The organism is Olivibacter ginsenosidimutans (assembly GCF_039542865.1).
GTDB lineage: Bacteria > Bacteroidota > Bacteroidia > Sphingobacteriales > Sphingobacteriaceae > Olivibacter > Olivibacter ginsenosidimutans.
The window spans coordinates 192848-208419 of sequence record NZ_BAABIQ010000040.1; the positions used below are offsets into that span (position 1 = coordinate 192848).

Here is a 15572-nt window from a genome sequence, read left to right on the forward strand (position 1 = left end):
AAGCCTGTTGGCAATGCACGCATTAGGCATACCCAATATGATATCGTGATATTCTCCTAACAAATAAGTGCAAAAAGAAGACCTATCTTTGTACCCTTTAATTTGCGTTTTTATGAAACTCCTCCTTAAATATTTAAGCAGACATAAATGGTTGATTTTTCTGGCACTTATCTTGGCCGCCATTAATCAGGTTTTTTCGTTATTAAACCCTTATATTTTTGGTAATTTAATCATTGACCCTTATGCAAACAAAGCAGCCGACTTTCGTGCGCATGCTGCTGATAGTGCCTTTTTTCGCGGCATCACTATTGGGTTATTGATGATTATTGGCGTAGCTATGGTATCCCGTATAGCAAAGGCCTTTCAAGACTATGCCGTAAACGTCATTATACAAAAATTCGGAGCGAAACTCTATACAGATGGCCTACGTCATGCCTTACGGCTACCTTTTCAAGACTTTGAAGACCAACGAAGTGGAGAAACTTTATCGGTTTTACAAAAAGTACGTGCAGACTGCGAAAAATTTATCACCAATTTTGTTAATGTACTCTTTGCAACCGTAGTAGGTATTGTTTTCGTGGTCATTGTTGCCTTTAAATTGAGTCCGCTACTACCTGCGATCTATCTGGTTGGGGCAATTGTATTGGCCGTACTGACGAGTTTTCTTAGTCGTAAAATCAAGGGAATCCAAAAAAATATTGTCAATGAAACAACCGCATTGGCAGGGTCTACAACGGAGTCTTTACGGAATATCGAATTGGTGAAAAGCCTAGGCTTAACACAGCAGGAAATTGTCAGGCTAAATGATACCACCATGAAGATACTGAAGCTGGAGTTAAAAAAAGTGAAAAGTATCCGTTCGGTAAGCTTTGTACAAGGCACCTTTGTTAATTTCCTCCAGCAATGCATCATGTTTGCCCTTTTATTTTTTGTTTTTAGAGATAAAATTACAGTCGGACAAATGATGATGATGCAATTCTATTCCTTCTTTATTTTTGGTCCATTACAAGAACTTGGCAATATTATTATGTCGTATCGGGAAGCGGAAGCATCGTTAAACAATCTGCAACAATTGCTCGATAAAAAAATCGAATATCGCCCCTCAGCACCTCAAAAAATTCACGCCATTCAGCATTTACGTTTTGAAAATGTATGCTTTCAACATCAATCGGCTACTAGACCGGCGCTAGACGGAATTTCATTCGACGTGAAGCAGGGAGAGACCGTAGCGTTTGTTGGACCTTCTGGTTCGGGTAAAACCACATTGGTCAAGTTATTAGTAGGCCTTTATCACCCTAGTTCAGGTCATGTTTTTTATAATAATCATAATGACCAAACGGTTGATTTTGAAGAGTTGAGACATCAAATTGGATTTGTTACGCAAGATACGCAGCTGTTTTCAGGCACTATTCGGGAAAACTTGTTATTCGTCAATCCTACAGCTCATGATGACATGATTCTAGATGTCATCCAAAAAGCATCAGGACAGCAAATTTTGGCGAGAGCAGAAAAAGGATTAGATACCGTTATAGGTGAGGGAGGATTAAAATTATCCGGTGGCGAGCGCCAACGATTGTCTATCGCACGTGCACTACTTAGACAGCCTAAGTTATTGATATTTGATGAGGCAACATCAGCTTTAGATTCTATTACAGAAGAGGCTATCGCAAATACGATACGTCATATTACTGCTCAACGCGAACATTTAACGTTGATGATTGCCCATAGACTATCAACGATTATGTATGCCGATAAGATTTATGTTTTAGAAAAAGGGAAAATCGTTGAAACTGGTTCCCACGTTGAACTGCTGGAATTGAAAGGGCTATATTATGCCATGTGGCGTCAGCAAATAGGTGAACGGAAGGAAGAGGAGAAATATCCAGTCAATTTTTAAAATTAAGGGTTATTTGAAACCCATAACAGTCTCGTCAATTTTAGGAGCTCTTACAAGAGCATGTTTGCTACCTAGTAACGTTCACCCCATTTTAGCTATATATTTTTTACTTTTATTTGCTATTATGTAGTTAACTACGTAGTTTTGATTAAAAAAGAATGACTATTGAAATTAAGCCTCTAAGCAATAGAGATACCCGTGAGATCATCGCGCTCATTTTGCCTATACAGCAAATCGAGCATCAAGTTCCAGTGACTATTAATGATCAACCGGATTTGTTGGATATTGAAAAACATTATCATCAAGGTGGTGGTGGTTTCTGGGGAGTTTGGCATGATGGTATATTATTAGGCACCATTGCTTTGATTAAAATGGAGGCTGGACAAGGAGGCGTGATACGGAAAATGTTTGTTCGAAAGGAATTCCGTGGAAAAGCATTGGGCTTAGCCCAAAAGCTTCTAGAACACTTAATGGCTTATGCAAAAAAAGTGACTATTGATCATTTATATTTAGGAACCTTTCACTCCCTAAAAGCGGCTATCCGCTTTTACGAACGTAATAGTTTTACGCAAATTGAAAAATCAGCCTTGCCTAGTTATTTTCCCCTCATGGAAGTAGATGACGTATTCTTTCATTTAAATTTAACGAAAAATGAATAATGTAATTGACGAATCTGGACTATTAGCCATCTCAACACGCTTGCAACGATTAAGTGACCAGCTGCGAAAAGACGGACTAAAAATCTACGAATCCCATCATATCCATTTCGAACCCAAATGGTTCCCCGTTATGTATACCTTGCATAAGAAACCAGTATTAAGTGTGGTAGAAATTGCCAATGAAATTGGTTATACACATCCATCCACCATCAGTCTTTTAAAAGAACTAGAGAAAAAGAAACTAATCAGATCTAAAAAAGATAAACAAGATGACCGGAAAAGGCTTTTACAGCTAAGCCATGAGGGGAAAACGCTCGTGCAACAGATGCAGCCCGTGTGGGAAATAATGGTAGAAGCTTTAGCACAACTTACCGACACATCCAATAACTTAATGAAGGCTATTGATGAGGTAGAATACCAGATGAAATTACAAGGCTTTTTTCAACGAGCGGAACGGATTAAAGAAGATAAGGACAAATCATGATGAACATCGAGTTAAGAACCATACGTGAAACTGACAATTTAATTTTGGCCCAAATATTAAGGCAGGCTTTAGATGAGCACCATATCCCAAAAGAAGGAACTGTATACACAGACCCAACTACGGTTCAGCTCTATACGCTTTTCCAGCACCCTAAGAGCATCTATTATGTCGCTGTAGAAAACGGCGAAGTTTTAGGCGGATGTGGTATTTATCCAACAGCCAATTTACCGAATGGATATGCTGAGTTGGTCAAGCTATACCTTTCCGGCAAGAGTCGAGGCAAAGGCATTGGCAAAGCGCTCATTACACAATGTTTTGAGACGGCCATTACCTTTGGCTACACCCATCTTTACCTGGAATCCTTTCCCGAATTCGCAGCAGCTATAAACCTGTACAAAAAATTAGGTTTTCACACATTACCCCATGCTTTGGGTAATTCTGGACATTACGCTTGCAATACCTGGATGGTGAAGGAATTAATCGCCGCTACACCCTAGTATATTTGTCGGTTTGTTTGTATCTTTACGTAATAGCTTGTTTAAAATTGGTACTATTACGTTTTTTACTGGCTCTAGAGTAAAACAAACATTATGAACCGCATAGAAACATTAAATCTGGTTTTGAATGGTTTAATGACGCGATATAAGCAACGCGTTCCGGATGTTGGTGCTATTATTCAAGCGATGCTACAAGAAGGTATTATCCAACATGCCGACGAAATCGAAAATGACCACATTGCTTTTAGGACAATGGGAGTAGCTCCATTGGGCATAACATCTTTTGAAAAAATCTTCTTACATTATGGTTATGAAAAACGTGATTATTACCATTTTTCCGGAAAGAAATTAGATGCCTATTGGTACGCTCCCCCAGCCGATCATTATCCCCGTATTTTTATAAGTGAACTCCGGGTACAGGATCTTTCACAAAAAACGCAGCAACTTATTAAGAGCTATACCGATGAGGTAAAAACCGATCCTGTCGACGAACTGGATCTGGATCAGGCAGAAGCAGTTGATCGCTTCTTACATAGCCCTTTGTGGAGAATTCCTTCCTTAGCTGATTATAATACTTTGGCGGCAGAAAGTGAATACGCTTCTTGGGTAATTTATAACCGCTATTACTTGAATCATTTTACGATAAGCATCCATAATCTTAAAGCGGGGTACAATGATATTGCGGCGTTTAACGATTTCCTTGAACGGCATGGTTTCAAACTGAACAGTGCTGGTGGAAAGATCAAAACCAGTCCAGACGGAGGCTTACTGCAAAGCGCCACCGTTGCCGAAATGATAGAAGCTACCTTTGCTGATGGCGAAAAGCAGAAAATATCGGGATCCTATGTCGAATTTGCCGAGCGGAAAGTGCTTCCCCAATTTGCACACCTTGCTCCCGAAAAAATTAAACGGAAACATAGAAGGGATGGTTTTGAAGCAAATAATGCAGATAAGATCTTTGAGAGCACGTATAACGCACAAACCAAATCATGAAAAATAAATTAGGGATAGGCATCACTGTTGGTTTCCTACTATTTAGTGGCCATAGTTACGCACAGGCCGATATTGATAAACAGGCTGGTGTTCATAACACAAACGCCAATATCAGGATATGTGTCCCAACCTCTTCTCGCACCCATACACCACTCTATATCGTTAAGTCGGGGAAAAAGTCTATCGCACTGACCGATACACATTTTCGACAACTAGACCCGAAACAGATTACTTCTATCAATGTTTATAAGCCTAGTGAGGTTCCTGCAAGCTACGGGGAAAAAGCAAAATGGGGCGTTATAGAAGTTGAAGTGCCTGCCAAAACCTTTAGAGAGATAAAAAAAGCATCAAAAAACGGATCAATTCAAAAGTAAGCATAGTCCTTCCTAATAAACGTAAACCATTTGGGATAAACTATGCCTACCAAAACCAACTTATACCACCACATTAACAATCTTCCCCGCAACCACAATTACTTTTTTAGGTGTTTTGCCATCTAAGTAGCGCTGCACATCTTCATTGGCTAACACTTTCTCCTCCACTTCCTTCGGTGTTAAGCTTAAAGATAATTGCAGTTTCATGCGCATTTTTCCGTTGAACGAAATCGGGTATTCAAATTCATTTTCTATCAGATAATCAGGATTGAATTTCGGATAAGTGGCATACGAAAGAGATCCTGGCTCATTACCCAATAAAGCCCATAATTCTTCGCAAATATGTGGCGCATAAGGTGACAGCACGATAACTAGATTCTGAAGAATAGTCCGTTTATTACATTTTAGATCCGTCAGTTCATTCACACAGATCATAAAGCTCGATACCGAAGTATTGAAGGAAAAACGTTCAATATCTTCCTCCACCTTCTTAATAATCTTATGCAGAGATTTCAATTCGGCTTTGGTTGGCTGCTCATCACTTACGGTAAAACGAAAGGTTTGATCATGGAATAATTTCCAGCATTTACGCAAGAATTTATAAACGCCTTCTATCCCATTGGTATTCCAAGGTTTACTTTGTTCCAAGGGGCCTAAAAACATTTCGTACATGCGCAAAGTGTCTGCTCCATATTGCTCAACAATGTCGTCCGGATTGATCACATTGAATTTCGATTTAGACATCTTCTCAATTTCATAACCGCATATATACTTTCCATGCTCCAGGATGAACACTGCCTGTGCGTAATCCGGACGGGAAGCTTTAAAGGCGTCTACATCCAGCACATCGTTATGCACCATATGGACATCGACGTGTAAGGGCGTCGTTTTATATTGATCTTTTAAGCCATAAGAAACAAAGGTATCTGTTCCTTTTCCTTCTTCATCCAACAGGCGATATACAAAATTCGATCTTCCCTGAATCATCCCTTGGTTGATCAACTTCTTGAAGGGTTCTTCTTCCCGAACTTTCCCGATATCTTTCAGAAATTTATTCCAAAAACGACTATAAAGCAAGTGACCGGTGGCATGTTCTGAACCGCCTATGTACAAGTCAACTGCCTGCCAATAATCAATTGCTTCCTGCGAAGCAAAGGCGTTTTCGTTATGGGCATCCATATACCGGTACCAGTACCAGCTAGATCCTGCCCATCCAGGCATCGTACTTAACTCATAGGCGTATTGTTGGTGATATTTCCAATCTTTGGCCCTACCAAGAGGAGGTTCTCCTGTTTCGGTAGGTAAGTATTTATCGACTTCTGGTAAAAGCAAAGGCAGTTCAGTTTCCTGAATTACATAGGGCAATCCTTCTTTGAAATATACGGGAACTGGTTCTCCCCAATATCGTTGTCGACCAAAAATCGCATCTCGCATACGGTAATTAACTTTGGCCTTACCCTGACCTCTTTCCTCCAGCAATTGAATCAATTTGGGTACAGCCTCCGCATAGATTAATCCGTTAATCACATCGGAATTAATATAGTGCCCCTCTTTTCGACTATCGGCCTCATCATCGATCTGCTGTCCATCCAAAATTTTAATAATGGGTAGATCAAAATGTTTAGCAAATAGATAATCCCGCTGATCGCCGGAAGGCACGGCCATAACAGCCCCTGTTCCATAACCAGCAAGTACATAATCCGCTATCCATATAGGCACCTGTTTTCCGGTTAACGGATGAACAGCGTAACTTCCGGTAAAAGCTCCCGATACCGTTTTGGTATCCGCCATTCGATCTCGCTCGGATCGTTTTTTGGTTTGTTCGATATAAGCCTCTACCGTCTGCCTTTGGGTATCGGTAATCAATGTTGGTACCAATTCGTGTTCCGGTGCTAACACCAAGAAACTCACCCCATAAATAGTATCTATCCGCGTAGTAAATACTTCAATGGTAGCTACGGTACTGGCCACCTTAAAGAGCACGCTTGCACCGATACTCTTCCCGATCCAGTTACGCTGCATTTCGACGAGAGGCTCTGGCCAATCGATAGTATCCAAGCCTTTTAGCAAGCGTTCGGCATAAGCCGTAATACGCATGCTCCATTGCATCATTTTCTTTTGAATAACGGGGTAACCACCACGTTCGGAAACGCCGTCTTTAACTTCGTCGTTTGCGAGTACGGTACCGAGAGCCGGGCACCAGTTTACCGAGCTTTCTTTGAGATAAGCCAGGCGATATTTCAATAGTTCGCTTTGCTGCTGTTGTTCAGTAAACGCATTCCACTCATCAGCGCTAAACGATAATGCATCTTCATCACAAACGGCCTGCACACCTGCGCTCCCCTCCTGCTCAAAAGTTCTCACGAGGTTTTCGATAGGTTCTGCGCGATCACGGAGGATATTATAATACGCATTAAACAATTGAATAAAAATCCACTGCGTCCATTTATAGTATGTCGGATCACTAGTTCTGACTTCACGGCTCCAATCGAAGGAAAAGCCGAGGTTGTCTAATTGTTCGCGGTAACGTTTGATATTTACTGTAGTAGTAATGGATGGGTGTTGCCCCGTTTGGATGGCATATTGCTCAGCTGGTAAGCCAAAAGAATCGTATCCCATGGGATGTAAGACCTGGTATCCACGCAGTCTTTTATAGCGGGCAAACACATCGGAAGCGATGTATCCCAGCGGGTGCCCAACATGCAAACCTGCTCCCGAAGGATAAGGAAACATGTCTAACACATAATATTTTGGCTTATCTGACGTATTATTTACTTTGAATGTTTGGTTATTGGCCCAAAATTGTTGCCACTTTTTTTCGATAGTCTTAAATTGATAGTCCATTATAATACATTACAGTATGACTTGCGAAAGTACGAAAAATCTAACATCCTATGTCCAATATCTCATATCTAATTGTTAATTTCGCATTTCAAATCGTATGCTATGGAAGAATTTGAAGTAAGTACATCGTCACGTAAAACCAAATCGGTCTATATTTCCACTGTAATCAGTATCGCCTTAGTATTGCTGATGACGGGTTTATTAGGGCTCATTTTGGTTCACGCAAAGAATCTTTCCAATTATGTTAAGGAAAACATCGTGCTGAACATTATTGTGAATGACGGCGTGACAGAAGCAGATATTTTAAGTCTCCAAAAAGAATTAGATAGTAACCCAGCTGTTTTACGCACCCAATACGTCAGTAAAGAATTAGCTGCCCGTAATTTGCAGAATGATTTGGGAGAAGATTTTGTCAAGTTTTTAGGGTATAATCCATTACTTTCTTCGATTGATGTATACTTAAAGGCAGCTAATGCCAATAAAGCGGGAGTCGAAACGTTCACCAAACAAGTATCGAGCAACAGTATGGTTAAAGAAGTGGTCTATCAAGATTCATTAATCGATATGGTAAATCAAAATATTCGGGTTATTGGATTAATTATCTTAGCCTTTGCAGCCATTCTCTTAATTATAGCCGTAGCGTTAATTAATAACACCATCCGTTTAGCCATTTATTCACAGCGCTTTCTTATCAAGAGCATGCAAATGGTTGGCGCCACAAAAGGTTTTATCCGTCGACCATTTTTAGGCTATGGCATTTTACATGGATTATTAGGTGGTTTAATTGCTATTATACTACTATTGGTGACCTTATATTTTGCACAAGAGCAAATACCGGAAATCGTTATCTTGCGCAATTATTTTGAATTTGCGTTAATTTTCCTTGGCGTTATTTGCCTAGGTATTATTATCTCCGGGGCCAGTACCTATTTTGCGGTAAGCAAGTATTTACGTCTACGGATAAACGATCTTTATCGATAAACGAGTTTAACCCATAACAAATGATATCTCCAGAAAAAAAGAAAACAGCTCAAACGGACCAAAAATCCACTTTTGTTTTTGGTAAGCTGAATTATCAATTAATGCTGCTAAGTATTGCTATTGTCATTATAGGATTTATTTTAATGGCTGGTAAGACCGATATTTATAGTTTTACTAAAATTACCTTAGCCCCTATTGTCGTAGTCGCTGGCTTTGCCCTTGGCGTGGTGGCTATTTTAAAAAACCCGAAAAAATAGCCCTGCACATACATGACATTATTTGAAACGATTGTTCTGGCTATCGTGGAAGGGTTGACTGAATTTTTGCCCGTATCCTCAACTGGCCACCTCATCATCGCAACTGCCCTTATGGGAATTACGCCTACGGCATTTGTGAAATTATTTACAGTAGCCATCCAGTTAGGCACGATATTATCCGTAGTTGTGCTCTATTTTAAGCGCTTCTTCCGGTCATGGGCCTTTTATTTTAAATTACTTGTCGCCTTCATTCCGGCCGTTATCTTTGGTTTATTGTTTAGCGATCTAATCGATGAAATGTTAGAAAGCCCAATGACGGTAGCCATCACCCTTGTATTGGGCGGCATCATTTTATTGTTTGTAGACAAGTGGTTTAATAAGCCTCAGACAGACGACTCAGATACGATTTCCTACGTTACTGCACTTAAAATAGGCTTATTTCAATGTTTAGCCATGATTCCAGGTACTTCGAGATCGGGAGCGACCATCGTTGGTGGTATGGCGCAAAAATTATCGCGCAAAGCAGCTGCAGAATTTTCCTTCTTTTTAGCTGTACCAACTATGTTCGGTGCGACGGCAAAAAAACTGCTCGATTTTTATAAAGCTGGAAATACATTTACTCCTCAAGAATATCAAGTTTTACTGATAGGAAATATCGTCGGTTTTATCGTAGCGATTATTGCTATTAAAAGCTTTATTGGTTTCGTGACGAAATACGGTTTCAAAGCGTTTGGATGGTATCGCATTCTAGTAGGTGGCGTAATCATTGTGCTCTTGCTTAGTGGCCATAGTTTAGCTGTAATTTAATGAAACAGGAAACAAACGAGAAAGGATACCCTGATTTCAATTTTTTAGCTGGTGAACGATTACTGATTGACAAACCCTATCAATGGACAAGTTTTGATGTTGTCAATAAAATAAGAAATGCGCTCAAGCCCCTTAAGTTGAAAGTAGGTCATGCCGGCACTTTAGACCCTTTAGCTACAGGTTTATTAATTGTTTGCACAGGCAAATTGACCAAAACCATTGACGCACTTCAGGCGCAAGAGAAAGAATACATTGGGACATTTACGTTAGGAGCTACCACTCCGTCATATGATTTAGAGACTTCGCCTAATCAATATTTTGATGTGAGCCACCTCGACGAAGAACAATTACGCAACGTTTGCCAACGCTTTGTTGGCGAATTAGAACAGTATCCACCCGCTCATTCTGCCGTGAAAGTTGATGGCGAACGCTTGTACGAAAAGGCCAGAAGAGGCGAAAATGTTGAGTTGAAACCCCGTAAAGTTAGTATCTTTGCCTTTGAATTAACCCGTATTCATTTACCAGAGGTTGATTTTAGGGTAGTTTGCAGTAAAGGAACGTATATCCGCTCTTTAGCCCATGATTTTGGAAAAGCCCTAAGTAATGGGGCTTACTTAAGTAAGCTCAGAAGAACACGAAGTGGCCAATTTCATGTTGCAGACGCCTATGACGTGCTCGAACTTACTAACCACATCCGCTCATTAAAAGAGACCGGCTGTTGAATGATATTTTCTTGGTTAGTCGGGTATACATGATGAATAAATTCCATGAAGATTTATAGAAATATTGAAGATTTTATACCCCTTGATAATGCTGTTGTAACCATTGGCACTTTTGATGGGGTGCATATTGGTCACCAAAAAATCATCAGTAGTTTAAGGGATTATGCAAAAAAAATAAATGGTGAAACGGTTTTATTAACTTTTTTTCCCCATCCACGAATGATCTTGCATCCTGATGATGACAGTTTAAAGCTTATCAATACCATTGAAGAGAAAGCAGATCGTCTAGCAAATAGCGGTATTGATCACCTCATCATTACGCCTTTTAGCCGTGATTTTTCCAATCAATCTGCGGAAGAATACATCCGTGAAATTTTGGTTAGCAAAATAGGCACCAAACGGATTATCATAGGATATGACCACCATTTTGGAAAAGACCGGAAAGGCTCTTTAGTGGACTTACTGAAATATGCTGAGCTATATCACTATACGGTACAGGAAATTCCAGAACAAGACATCAACGATGTTGCTGTATCATCCACCAAAATTCGCGAAGCCTTAATTATTGGCGAAATCGAAACCGCTAATAAGTACTTAGGTTATCCCTTTCCTATCACGGGTAAAGTGGTAAAAGGACAACAACTTGGCCGAACGATTGGCTTTCCAACGGCAAATATTGACGTACCTGAAAGCTATAAACTAATCCCTGCCTATGGCATTTATGCCGTAGAAGCGAACTTAATAGAAGAAGGAGAAATGACGACTGGAGAATATATTCCAGCAAAAAAGGGTCCGGTATTAAAAGGTATGGGATACATTGGAACTCGCCCAACGGTAAAGGGATTAAACAGGAGTATCGAAATTAACTTTTTTGATCTTCAAGAAGATCTGTATGGCAAGACATTACGTATCCATTTTTTACATTTTGTACGTCATGATTATAAGTTTGACAGTGTAGAAGAATTAACAGCACAATTGGCCTTAGATGAAGAACATATTCGTCTATTGCTGAACAACTAATACAGTGAGACTTACTGCTTGATAAATTGTAAATTCAAAATAATCTTCACTTCGTCTGCAACGACTACCGAACCCGCTTCGGTTACATCATTCCATTTTAATCCAAATGCTTTTCTACTGATTTTTCCAGTAGCCTCAAAGCCTACCTTAAGATTTCCATAAGCGTCTTTAGCTGAACCACCAAAAGTTACCTGAAAAACAGTCGACTCCGTATGTCCTTTTATCGTTAAATTTCCTTTCAACACATACGCTTCATCACTTTCCTTAACAAAGGAGCTAGAAGTGAACGTTAGTTTCGGATATGTTGCGGCATCAAAAAAGTCGGCCGACCGCAAATGTTCATCCCTATCTTTTACATGCGTATCGATACTTACAGCATCGACTGAAAAAGATATCTTTGCGGCTGAAAAATCATGTTCATTGGACGTTTCTATTGTTCCATCAAATGTATTGAAGTTTCCGATAACCGTGGATATTACTAAATGTTTTACCTTAAATTGTACATCAGAGTGGCTTGGGTCAACTTTCCAGATAACTGACATCTTATCCTCCTTTTTATTTTACCAACAACAAAAAAACGGGCACTAATGTTTATAGCCCCGTTAATTTTTTGTTTTTATCAACTGCTGTTTATTGTTTCTCAATGGTAACTGTATACGTAATATCTACACCGCCAGCAGCTAGCATATCATGCACCGAACAATATTTTTTTACCGCAAGCTCAGCCGCTTTATTCGCTTTTTGTTCATCTATTGCCCCTTTTAGTCTAAAAAGTAGATGAATAGCCGTAAATACCGCTGGTATAGCCTCTCTTCTCGTTCCTTCCACCTCAATAACAACGTCGTTTACTTCCTGTTTTTGTTTCTTTAAAATACTGATCAAATCCAACACACTACAAGAACCCAAGGCCATCAAGACCAATTCCATCGGACGGGCACCTAAACCTTCTCCACCAATATCTGGAGAACCATCAATATGAATTTTCACATCGGTTGAATGACTGGTACCTTCGAAATGTACCGCCTGATTTATCCTATTTAATGTTATTTTCATTAGAATAATTTGTTTTTTAAGGGCAATGAAGCTTGCATAAATTATTTATAGCCTTTTGTTTATGGTAATTTAAGCAGGTTTCATCAATTTACCTTGCTTTTAGCTCCCAATAGTCTTTTAGGTAGATGCAATTGTTATTTACTACTTTCTAACGCTTGTTTTAAATCATCCAGAATATCCTGAACATCCTCCAAACCAACCGAGATCCGTATAGTTCCAGGGTATATGCCGATCTGTTCTCTTTCTTCATCGGTTAATTTAGAATGTGTGGTTGACGCCGGGTGGGTAGCAATTGACCGTGAATCGCCTAAATTAGAAGTAAACAAAATCATCTGTAGGGCATCTAAGAAGCGCTTGGCCCGATCAAATCCACCTTTGATTATAAAGGTCACAATTCCTCCACCTGCTTTCATCTGCCGTTTAGCTAACTCATATTGTGGATGCGAAGGCAGGAAAGGATACCGAACGACTTCTATTTCTGGATGGCCTTCTAACATTTGGGCTACGGCCAAAGCATTACTACAATGTCTATCCATTCGAAGTCCTAAGGTTTCCAGACTTTTAGAAATGATCCAAGCATTGAAAGGAGACATTGCTGGTCCTGTATGACGAATAAAAAACATGAGTTCATCAATCAGCTCTTGTTTCCCAACGACTATACCTCCTAACACTCTGCCTTGCCCATCCATGTATTTTGTTGCCGAATGACTAACTAAATCAAACCCGTAGGCAATGGGCTTTTGCAGGTATGGGGTTGCAAAGCAATTATCTACATTCAGGATAATATTGGGATATTTTTTCTTGAAGCCACCTAACCAAGCCAAATCAATCAATTCTAGCCCAGGATTAGACGGTGTTTCTAAGAAAATCATCTTCGTATTTGATTGGATAGCCGCCTCCCAATGTTCTGGAGATGCCGCGTCAACATAAGTCGTTGTAATCCCCCATCTCGGAAACAAAATAGTAAACAGTTGATGGGTAGAGCCGAACACCGAGCGGCAAGCTACAATATGATCTCCACTTTTTAAAAGTGCTGCAAAAGAAGCAAATACGGCCGCCATACCCGAAGAAAAAGCTAATCCTGCTTCAGCGCCTTCCATTTCACAAACTTTCTCGATCAGTTCATTGGTATTTGGATTAGAATATCGAGAATAAACAATCCCATCTTCTTCCCCAGCAAATACAGCTCTTCCTTGTTCAGCATCGTCAAATATGAAACTTGAAGTTAAATAGAGCGGTACTGCATGCTCCCTATTTTGCGAGCGCGCAGCCTGCGTACGTATCAATTTACTTTGTTCTTTCATCCTTCGTTATTGTGGTACCAAACCTACCACAAAATTCATTTACAATAAAACTTTTATTTCAATTGTTTTGTAAAAATCAGGGTATGGTGAATAAATCACTAGAAACAAAAAAGCACCAACCTATACCGTTAGTGCTTCTACCAAAACAATCAAAAACTTAATCTTCATGCTGCTCCAAAAAGCTCAGAATATGACAAAACTTATGATGGAGAGCCACTGTTTGTCCAAATACCAGAAGTACCGGACCAGCATTATCAATACCTGCTTCGACAACTACTTCTTCAATAGTATTCACGATGCCGATAGCTATTTTTTCATTTTTCATCGATCCATTTTGAATAACTGCTGCGGGTAAGCGTCCCTTACCAGCTTCCTGGTACCGTTTTACGATAGGAGATAGTTGTTCAAAACCAAGAAGAACAACAACGGTAGCGCTGCTCTGTACCGCATCATTCAATTCTTTATTGAGATGGCCGTGGCTGTCTGTAGCACTCAAAATCCATAAACTATCACTATCACCTTTATGAGTTACTGGGATGCCCTGCAATCCAGGTACCGATATGGCGCTGCTTATGCCAGGAACTATGGCGGTTTCGATACTATAGGATGCCGCGTAGTCTAACTCTTCGTAGCCTCTTCCGAAAACAAAAAGATCCCCACCCTTTAAACGTACCACATGTCCAAAGTTCAAGGCGTAATCCACCATTAACTGATTAACAGTAGCTTGCGAAAAATTTTCATCCCCCGAAGGATTACCCACGTATACGCGCGTAGCCTCTTTCGGCGCATAGCTTAGTAAAGCTTCATCCACCAATGCATCGTAAATAACGACATCAGCTGCCTTTAAAGCTTTAATACCTTTAACACTGATCAAGTCTGGATCGCCTGGACCAGCGCCCACTAATGTAATTTTAGGTTCTACATATATTTTTTGAACATCAGTGACTTGCCTTTCCATATATTTTACCTCCTATACTATTCTATCTTACAAAAAAACCTCACCAGCAAAACTGAAGAGGTTTTTAGACAGTAGCACCTACCCTCTTCTAATAATCAATACAACTGCACATGCAGTTTTTGTATTGCTTATTAAATCCGTTGGTAATACCTTGTCTTTCTTTCATATGGCAAATATATATAAAATATACCAATTTAGTAGTTTTTAATTCAAAGAAAACCAAAAAGCAGATTAAACAACTGATAATCAGGATAATTATTTTTAAAAGGATTATAAGCCTAGGGCAAGATTGTTTTCTCGTTTAATAATATCAGCAATGCTCGTATCATTTAATATCTGTAACATAGCGTTCCGTACATCTACAAAAGTATCCCTGATGCCACAAGTTTCTTCGGTTTTACATTCATCACATCTTCTGTAAAAGTTCAGGCTGACACAGGGTAGTAAAGCAATCGGCCCATCGGTAAGCCGAATTACTTGAGAGAGTCGAATATCTTCTGGATCTTTATTTAAGCTATAACCGCCCCCTGCTCCTTTTTTACTATATAGAATTCCGGCGTTACGCATTTCCAATAGTATTTGTTCTAAAAATTTTTTTGGAATATTCTCTTCTTCCGCGATCTTTAAAATTTGCATAGGCTCTTTTCCATAGTTTTTACCCAATACGATCAGTGCCTTAATTGCATATTTAGATTTTTTAGATAGCATATCTTCTAACTTAG

At 39.6% G+C, this 15572-nt stretch carries 17 protein-coding genes; 11 read left to right on the forward strand and 6 right to left on the reverse strand.

The features are described 5' to 3' along the window. Positions 1 to 112 precede the first annotated feature (112 nt). The 6 genes from ABD930_RS15600 (at position 113) to ABD930_RS15625 (ending at position 4904) form a co-directional block, all read left to right on the forward strand. Entirely contained in the window at positions 113 to 1897 is a 1785-nt protein-coding gene (locus tag ABD930_RS15600) for an ABC transporter ATP-binding protein (RefSeq protein WP_345232757.1), read from the forward strand. A gap of 158 nt (positions 1898 to 2055) precedes the next feature. Beyond that, entirely contained in the window at positions 2056 to 2556 is a 501-nt protein-coding gene (locus tag ABD930_RS15605; RefSeq protein ID WP_345232759.1) for a GNAT family N-acetyltransferase, read from the forward strand. Next, positions 2549 to 3040, forward strand: coding sequence for a MarR family transcriptional regulator (locus ABD930_RS15610; RefSeq protein WP_345232761.1), 492 nt, complete (start codon positions 2549 to 2551; stop codon positions 3038 to 3040). The genes ABD930_RS15605 and ABD930_RS15610 overlap by 8 nt, the downstream gene beginning before the upstream one ends. Beyond that, a complete protein-coding gene (locus ABD930_RS15615) occupies positions 3037 to 3537 on the forward strand; it encodes a GNAT family N-acetyltransferase (RefSeq protein WP_345232763.1) in 501 nt (166 codons plus the stop codon). The genes ABD930_RS15610 and ABD930_RS15615 overlap by 4 nt, the downstream gene beginning before the upstream one ends. Before the next feature lie 93 nt (positions 3538 to 3630). Beyond that, positions 3631 to 4530, forward strand: coding sequence for a DUF1338 domain-containing protein (locus tag ABD930_RS15620; protein ID WP_345232765.1), 900 nt, complete (start codon positions 3631 to 3633; stop codon positions 4528 to 4530). Beyond that, positions 4527 to 4904 (forward strand): hypothetical protein, encoded by a 378-nt coding sequence (locus ABD930_RS15625; protein ID WP_345232767.1) that lies wholly within the window; start codon positions 4527 to 4529, stop codon positions 4902 to 4904. Before ABD930_RS15620 ends, ABD930_RS15625 begins: the two co-directional genes overlap by 4 nt. 60 nt (positions 4905 to 4964) lie before the next feature. On the opposite strand, the gene leuS is transcribed toward ABD930_RS15625, so the two are convergent. After that, positions 4965 to 7748 carry a leucine--tRNA ligase gene (leuS, locus tag ABD930_RS15630; RefSeq protein WP_345232770.1) on the reverse strand — a complete coding sequence of 928 codons (2784 nt, stop codon included), beginning with the start codon at positions 7746 to 7748 and terminating at the stop codon, positions 4965 to 4967. A 102-nt stretch (positions 7749 to 7850) separates the two neighbouring features. On the opposite strand from leuS, the gene ABD930_RS15635 reads away from it, so the two are divergent. Genes ABD930_RS15635 through ABD930_RS15655 form a run of 5 tightly spaced genes read left to right on the forward strand, consistent with a single transcriptional unit; the run spans position 7851 to position 11535 of the window. Next, entirely contained in the window at positions 7851 to 8729 is an 879-nt protein-coding gene (locus ABD930_RS15635) for a cell division protein FtsX (protein ID WP_345232772.1), read from the forward strand. A gap of 20 nt (positions 8730 to 8749) precedes the next feature. After that, complete coding sequence (locus ABD930_RS15640) at positions 8750 to 8986, forward strand: DUF3098 domain-containing protein (protein ID WP_345232774.1); 237 nt, start codon at positions 8750 to 8752, stop codon at positions 8984 to 8986. A 12-nt stretch (positions 8987 to 8998) separates the two neighbouring features. Next, entirely contained in the window at positions 8999 to 9793 is a 795-nt protein-coding gene (locus tag ABD930_RS15645) for an undecaprenyl-diphosphate phosphatase (protein ID WP_345232776.1), read from the forward strand. Next, positions 9793 to 10515 (forward strand): tRNA pseudouridine(55) synthase TruB, encoded by a 723-nt coding sequence (truB, locus tag ABD930_RS15650; protein ID WP_345232778.1) that lies wholly within the window; start codon positions 9793 to 9795, stop codon positions 10513 to 10515. The genes ABD930_RS15645 and truB overlap by 1 nt, the downstream gene beginning before the upstream one ends. Before the next feature lie 45 nt (positions 10516 to 10560). Next, complete coding sequence (locus ABD930_RS15655; protein ID WP_345232780.1) at positions 10561 to 11535, forward strand: bifunctional riboflavin kinase/FAD synthetase; 975 nt, start codon at positions 10561 to 10563, stop codon at positions 11533 to 11535. Positions 11536 to 11546: 11 nt separating this feature from the next. Here ABD930_RS15655 and ABD930_RS15660 read toward each other — a convergent pair whose 3' ends face one another. From ABD930_RS15660 to ABD930_RS15680, 5 genes are all read right to left on the reverse strand, one after another. After that, on the reverse strand, positions 11547 to 12077 hold the full coding sequence (locus ABD930_RS15660) for a YceI family protein (protein ID WP_345232782.1): 531 nt from the start codon (positions 12075 to 12077) through the stop codon (positions 11547 to 11549). A gap of 88 nt (positions 12078 to 12165) precedes the next feature. Then, positions 12166 to 12588 carry an OsmC family protein gene (locus tag ABD930_RS15665; RefSeq protein WP_345232784.1) on the reverse strand — a complete coding sequence of 141 codons (423 nt, stop codon included), beginning with the start codon at positions 12586 to 12588 and terminating at the stop codon, positions 12166 to 12168. Between the two features lie 134 nt (positions 12589 to 12722). Further along, positions 12723 to 13892 carry a trans-sulfuration enzyme family protein gene (locus tag ABD930_RS15670; protein ID WP_345232786.1) on the reverse strand — a complete coding sequence of 390 codons (1170 nt, stop codon included), beginning with the start codon at positions 13890 to 13892 and terminating at the stop codon, positions 12723 to 12725. Positions 13893 to 14049: 157 nt separating this feature from the next. Further along, positions 14050 to 14850, reverse strand: a complete 801-nt coding sequence (cobA, locus tag ABD930_RS15675; RefSeq protein ID WP_345232788.1) for a uroporphyrinogen-III C-methyltransferase — start codon at positions 14848 to 14850, stop codon at positions 14050 to 14052. A 270-nt stretch (positions 14851 to 15120) separates the two neighbouring features. Beyond that, entirely contained in the window at positions 15121 to 15558 is a 438-nt protein-coding gene (locus ABD930_RS15680; RefSeq protein WP_345232790.1) for an RrF2 family transcriptional regulator, read from the reverse strand. Between the last annotated feature and the right edge of the window lie 14 nt (positions 15559 to 15572).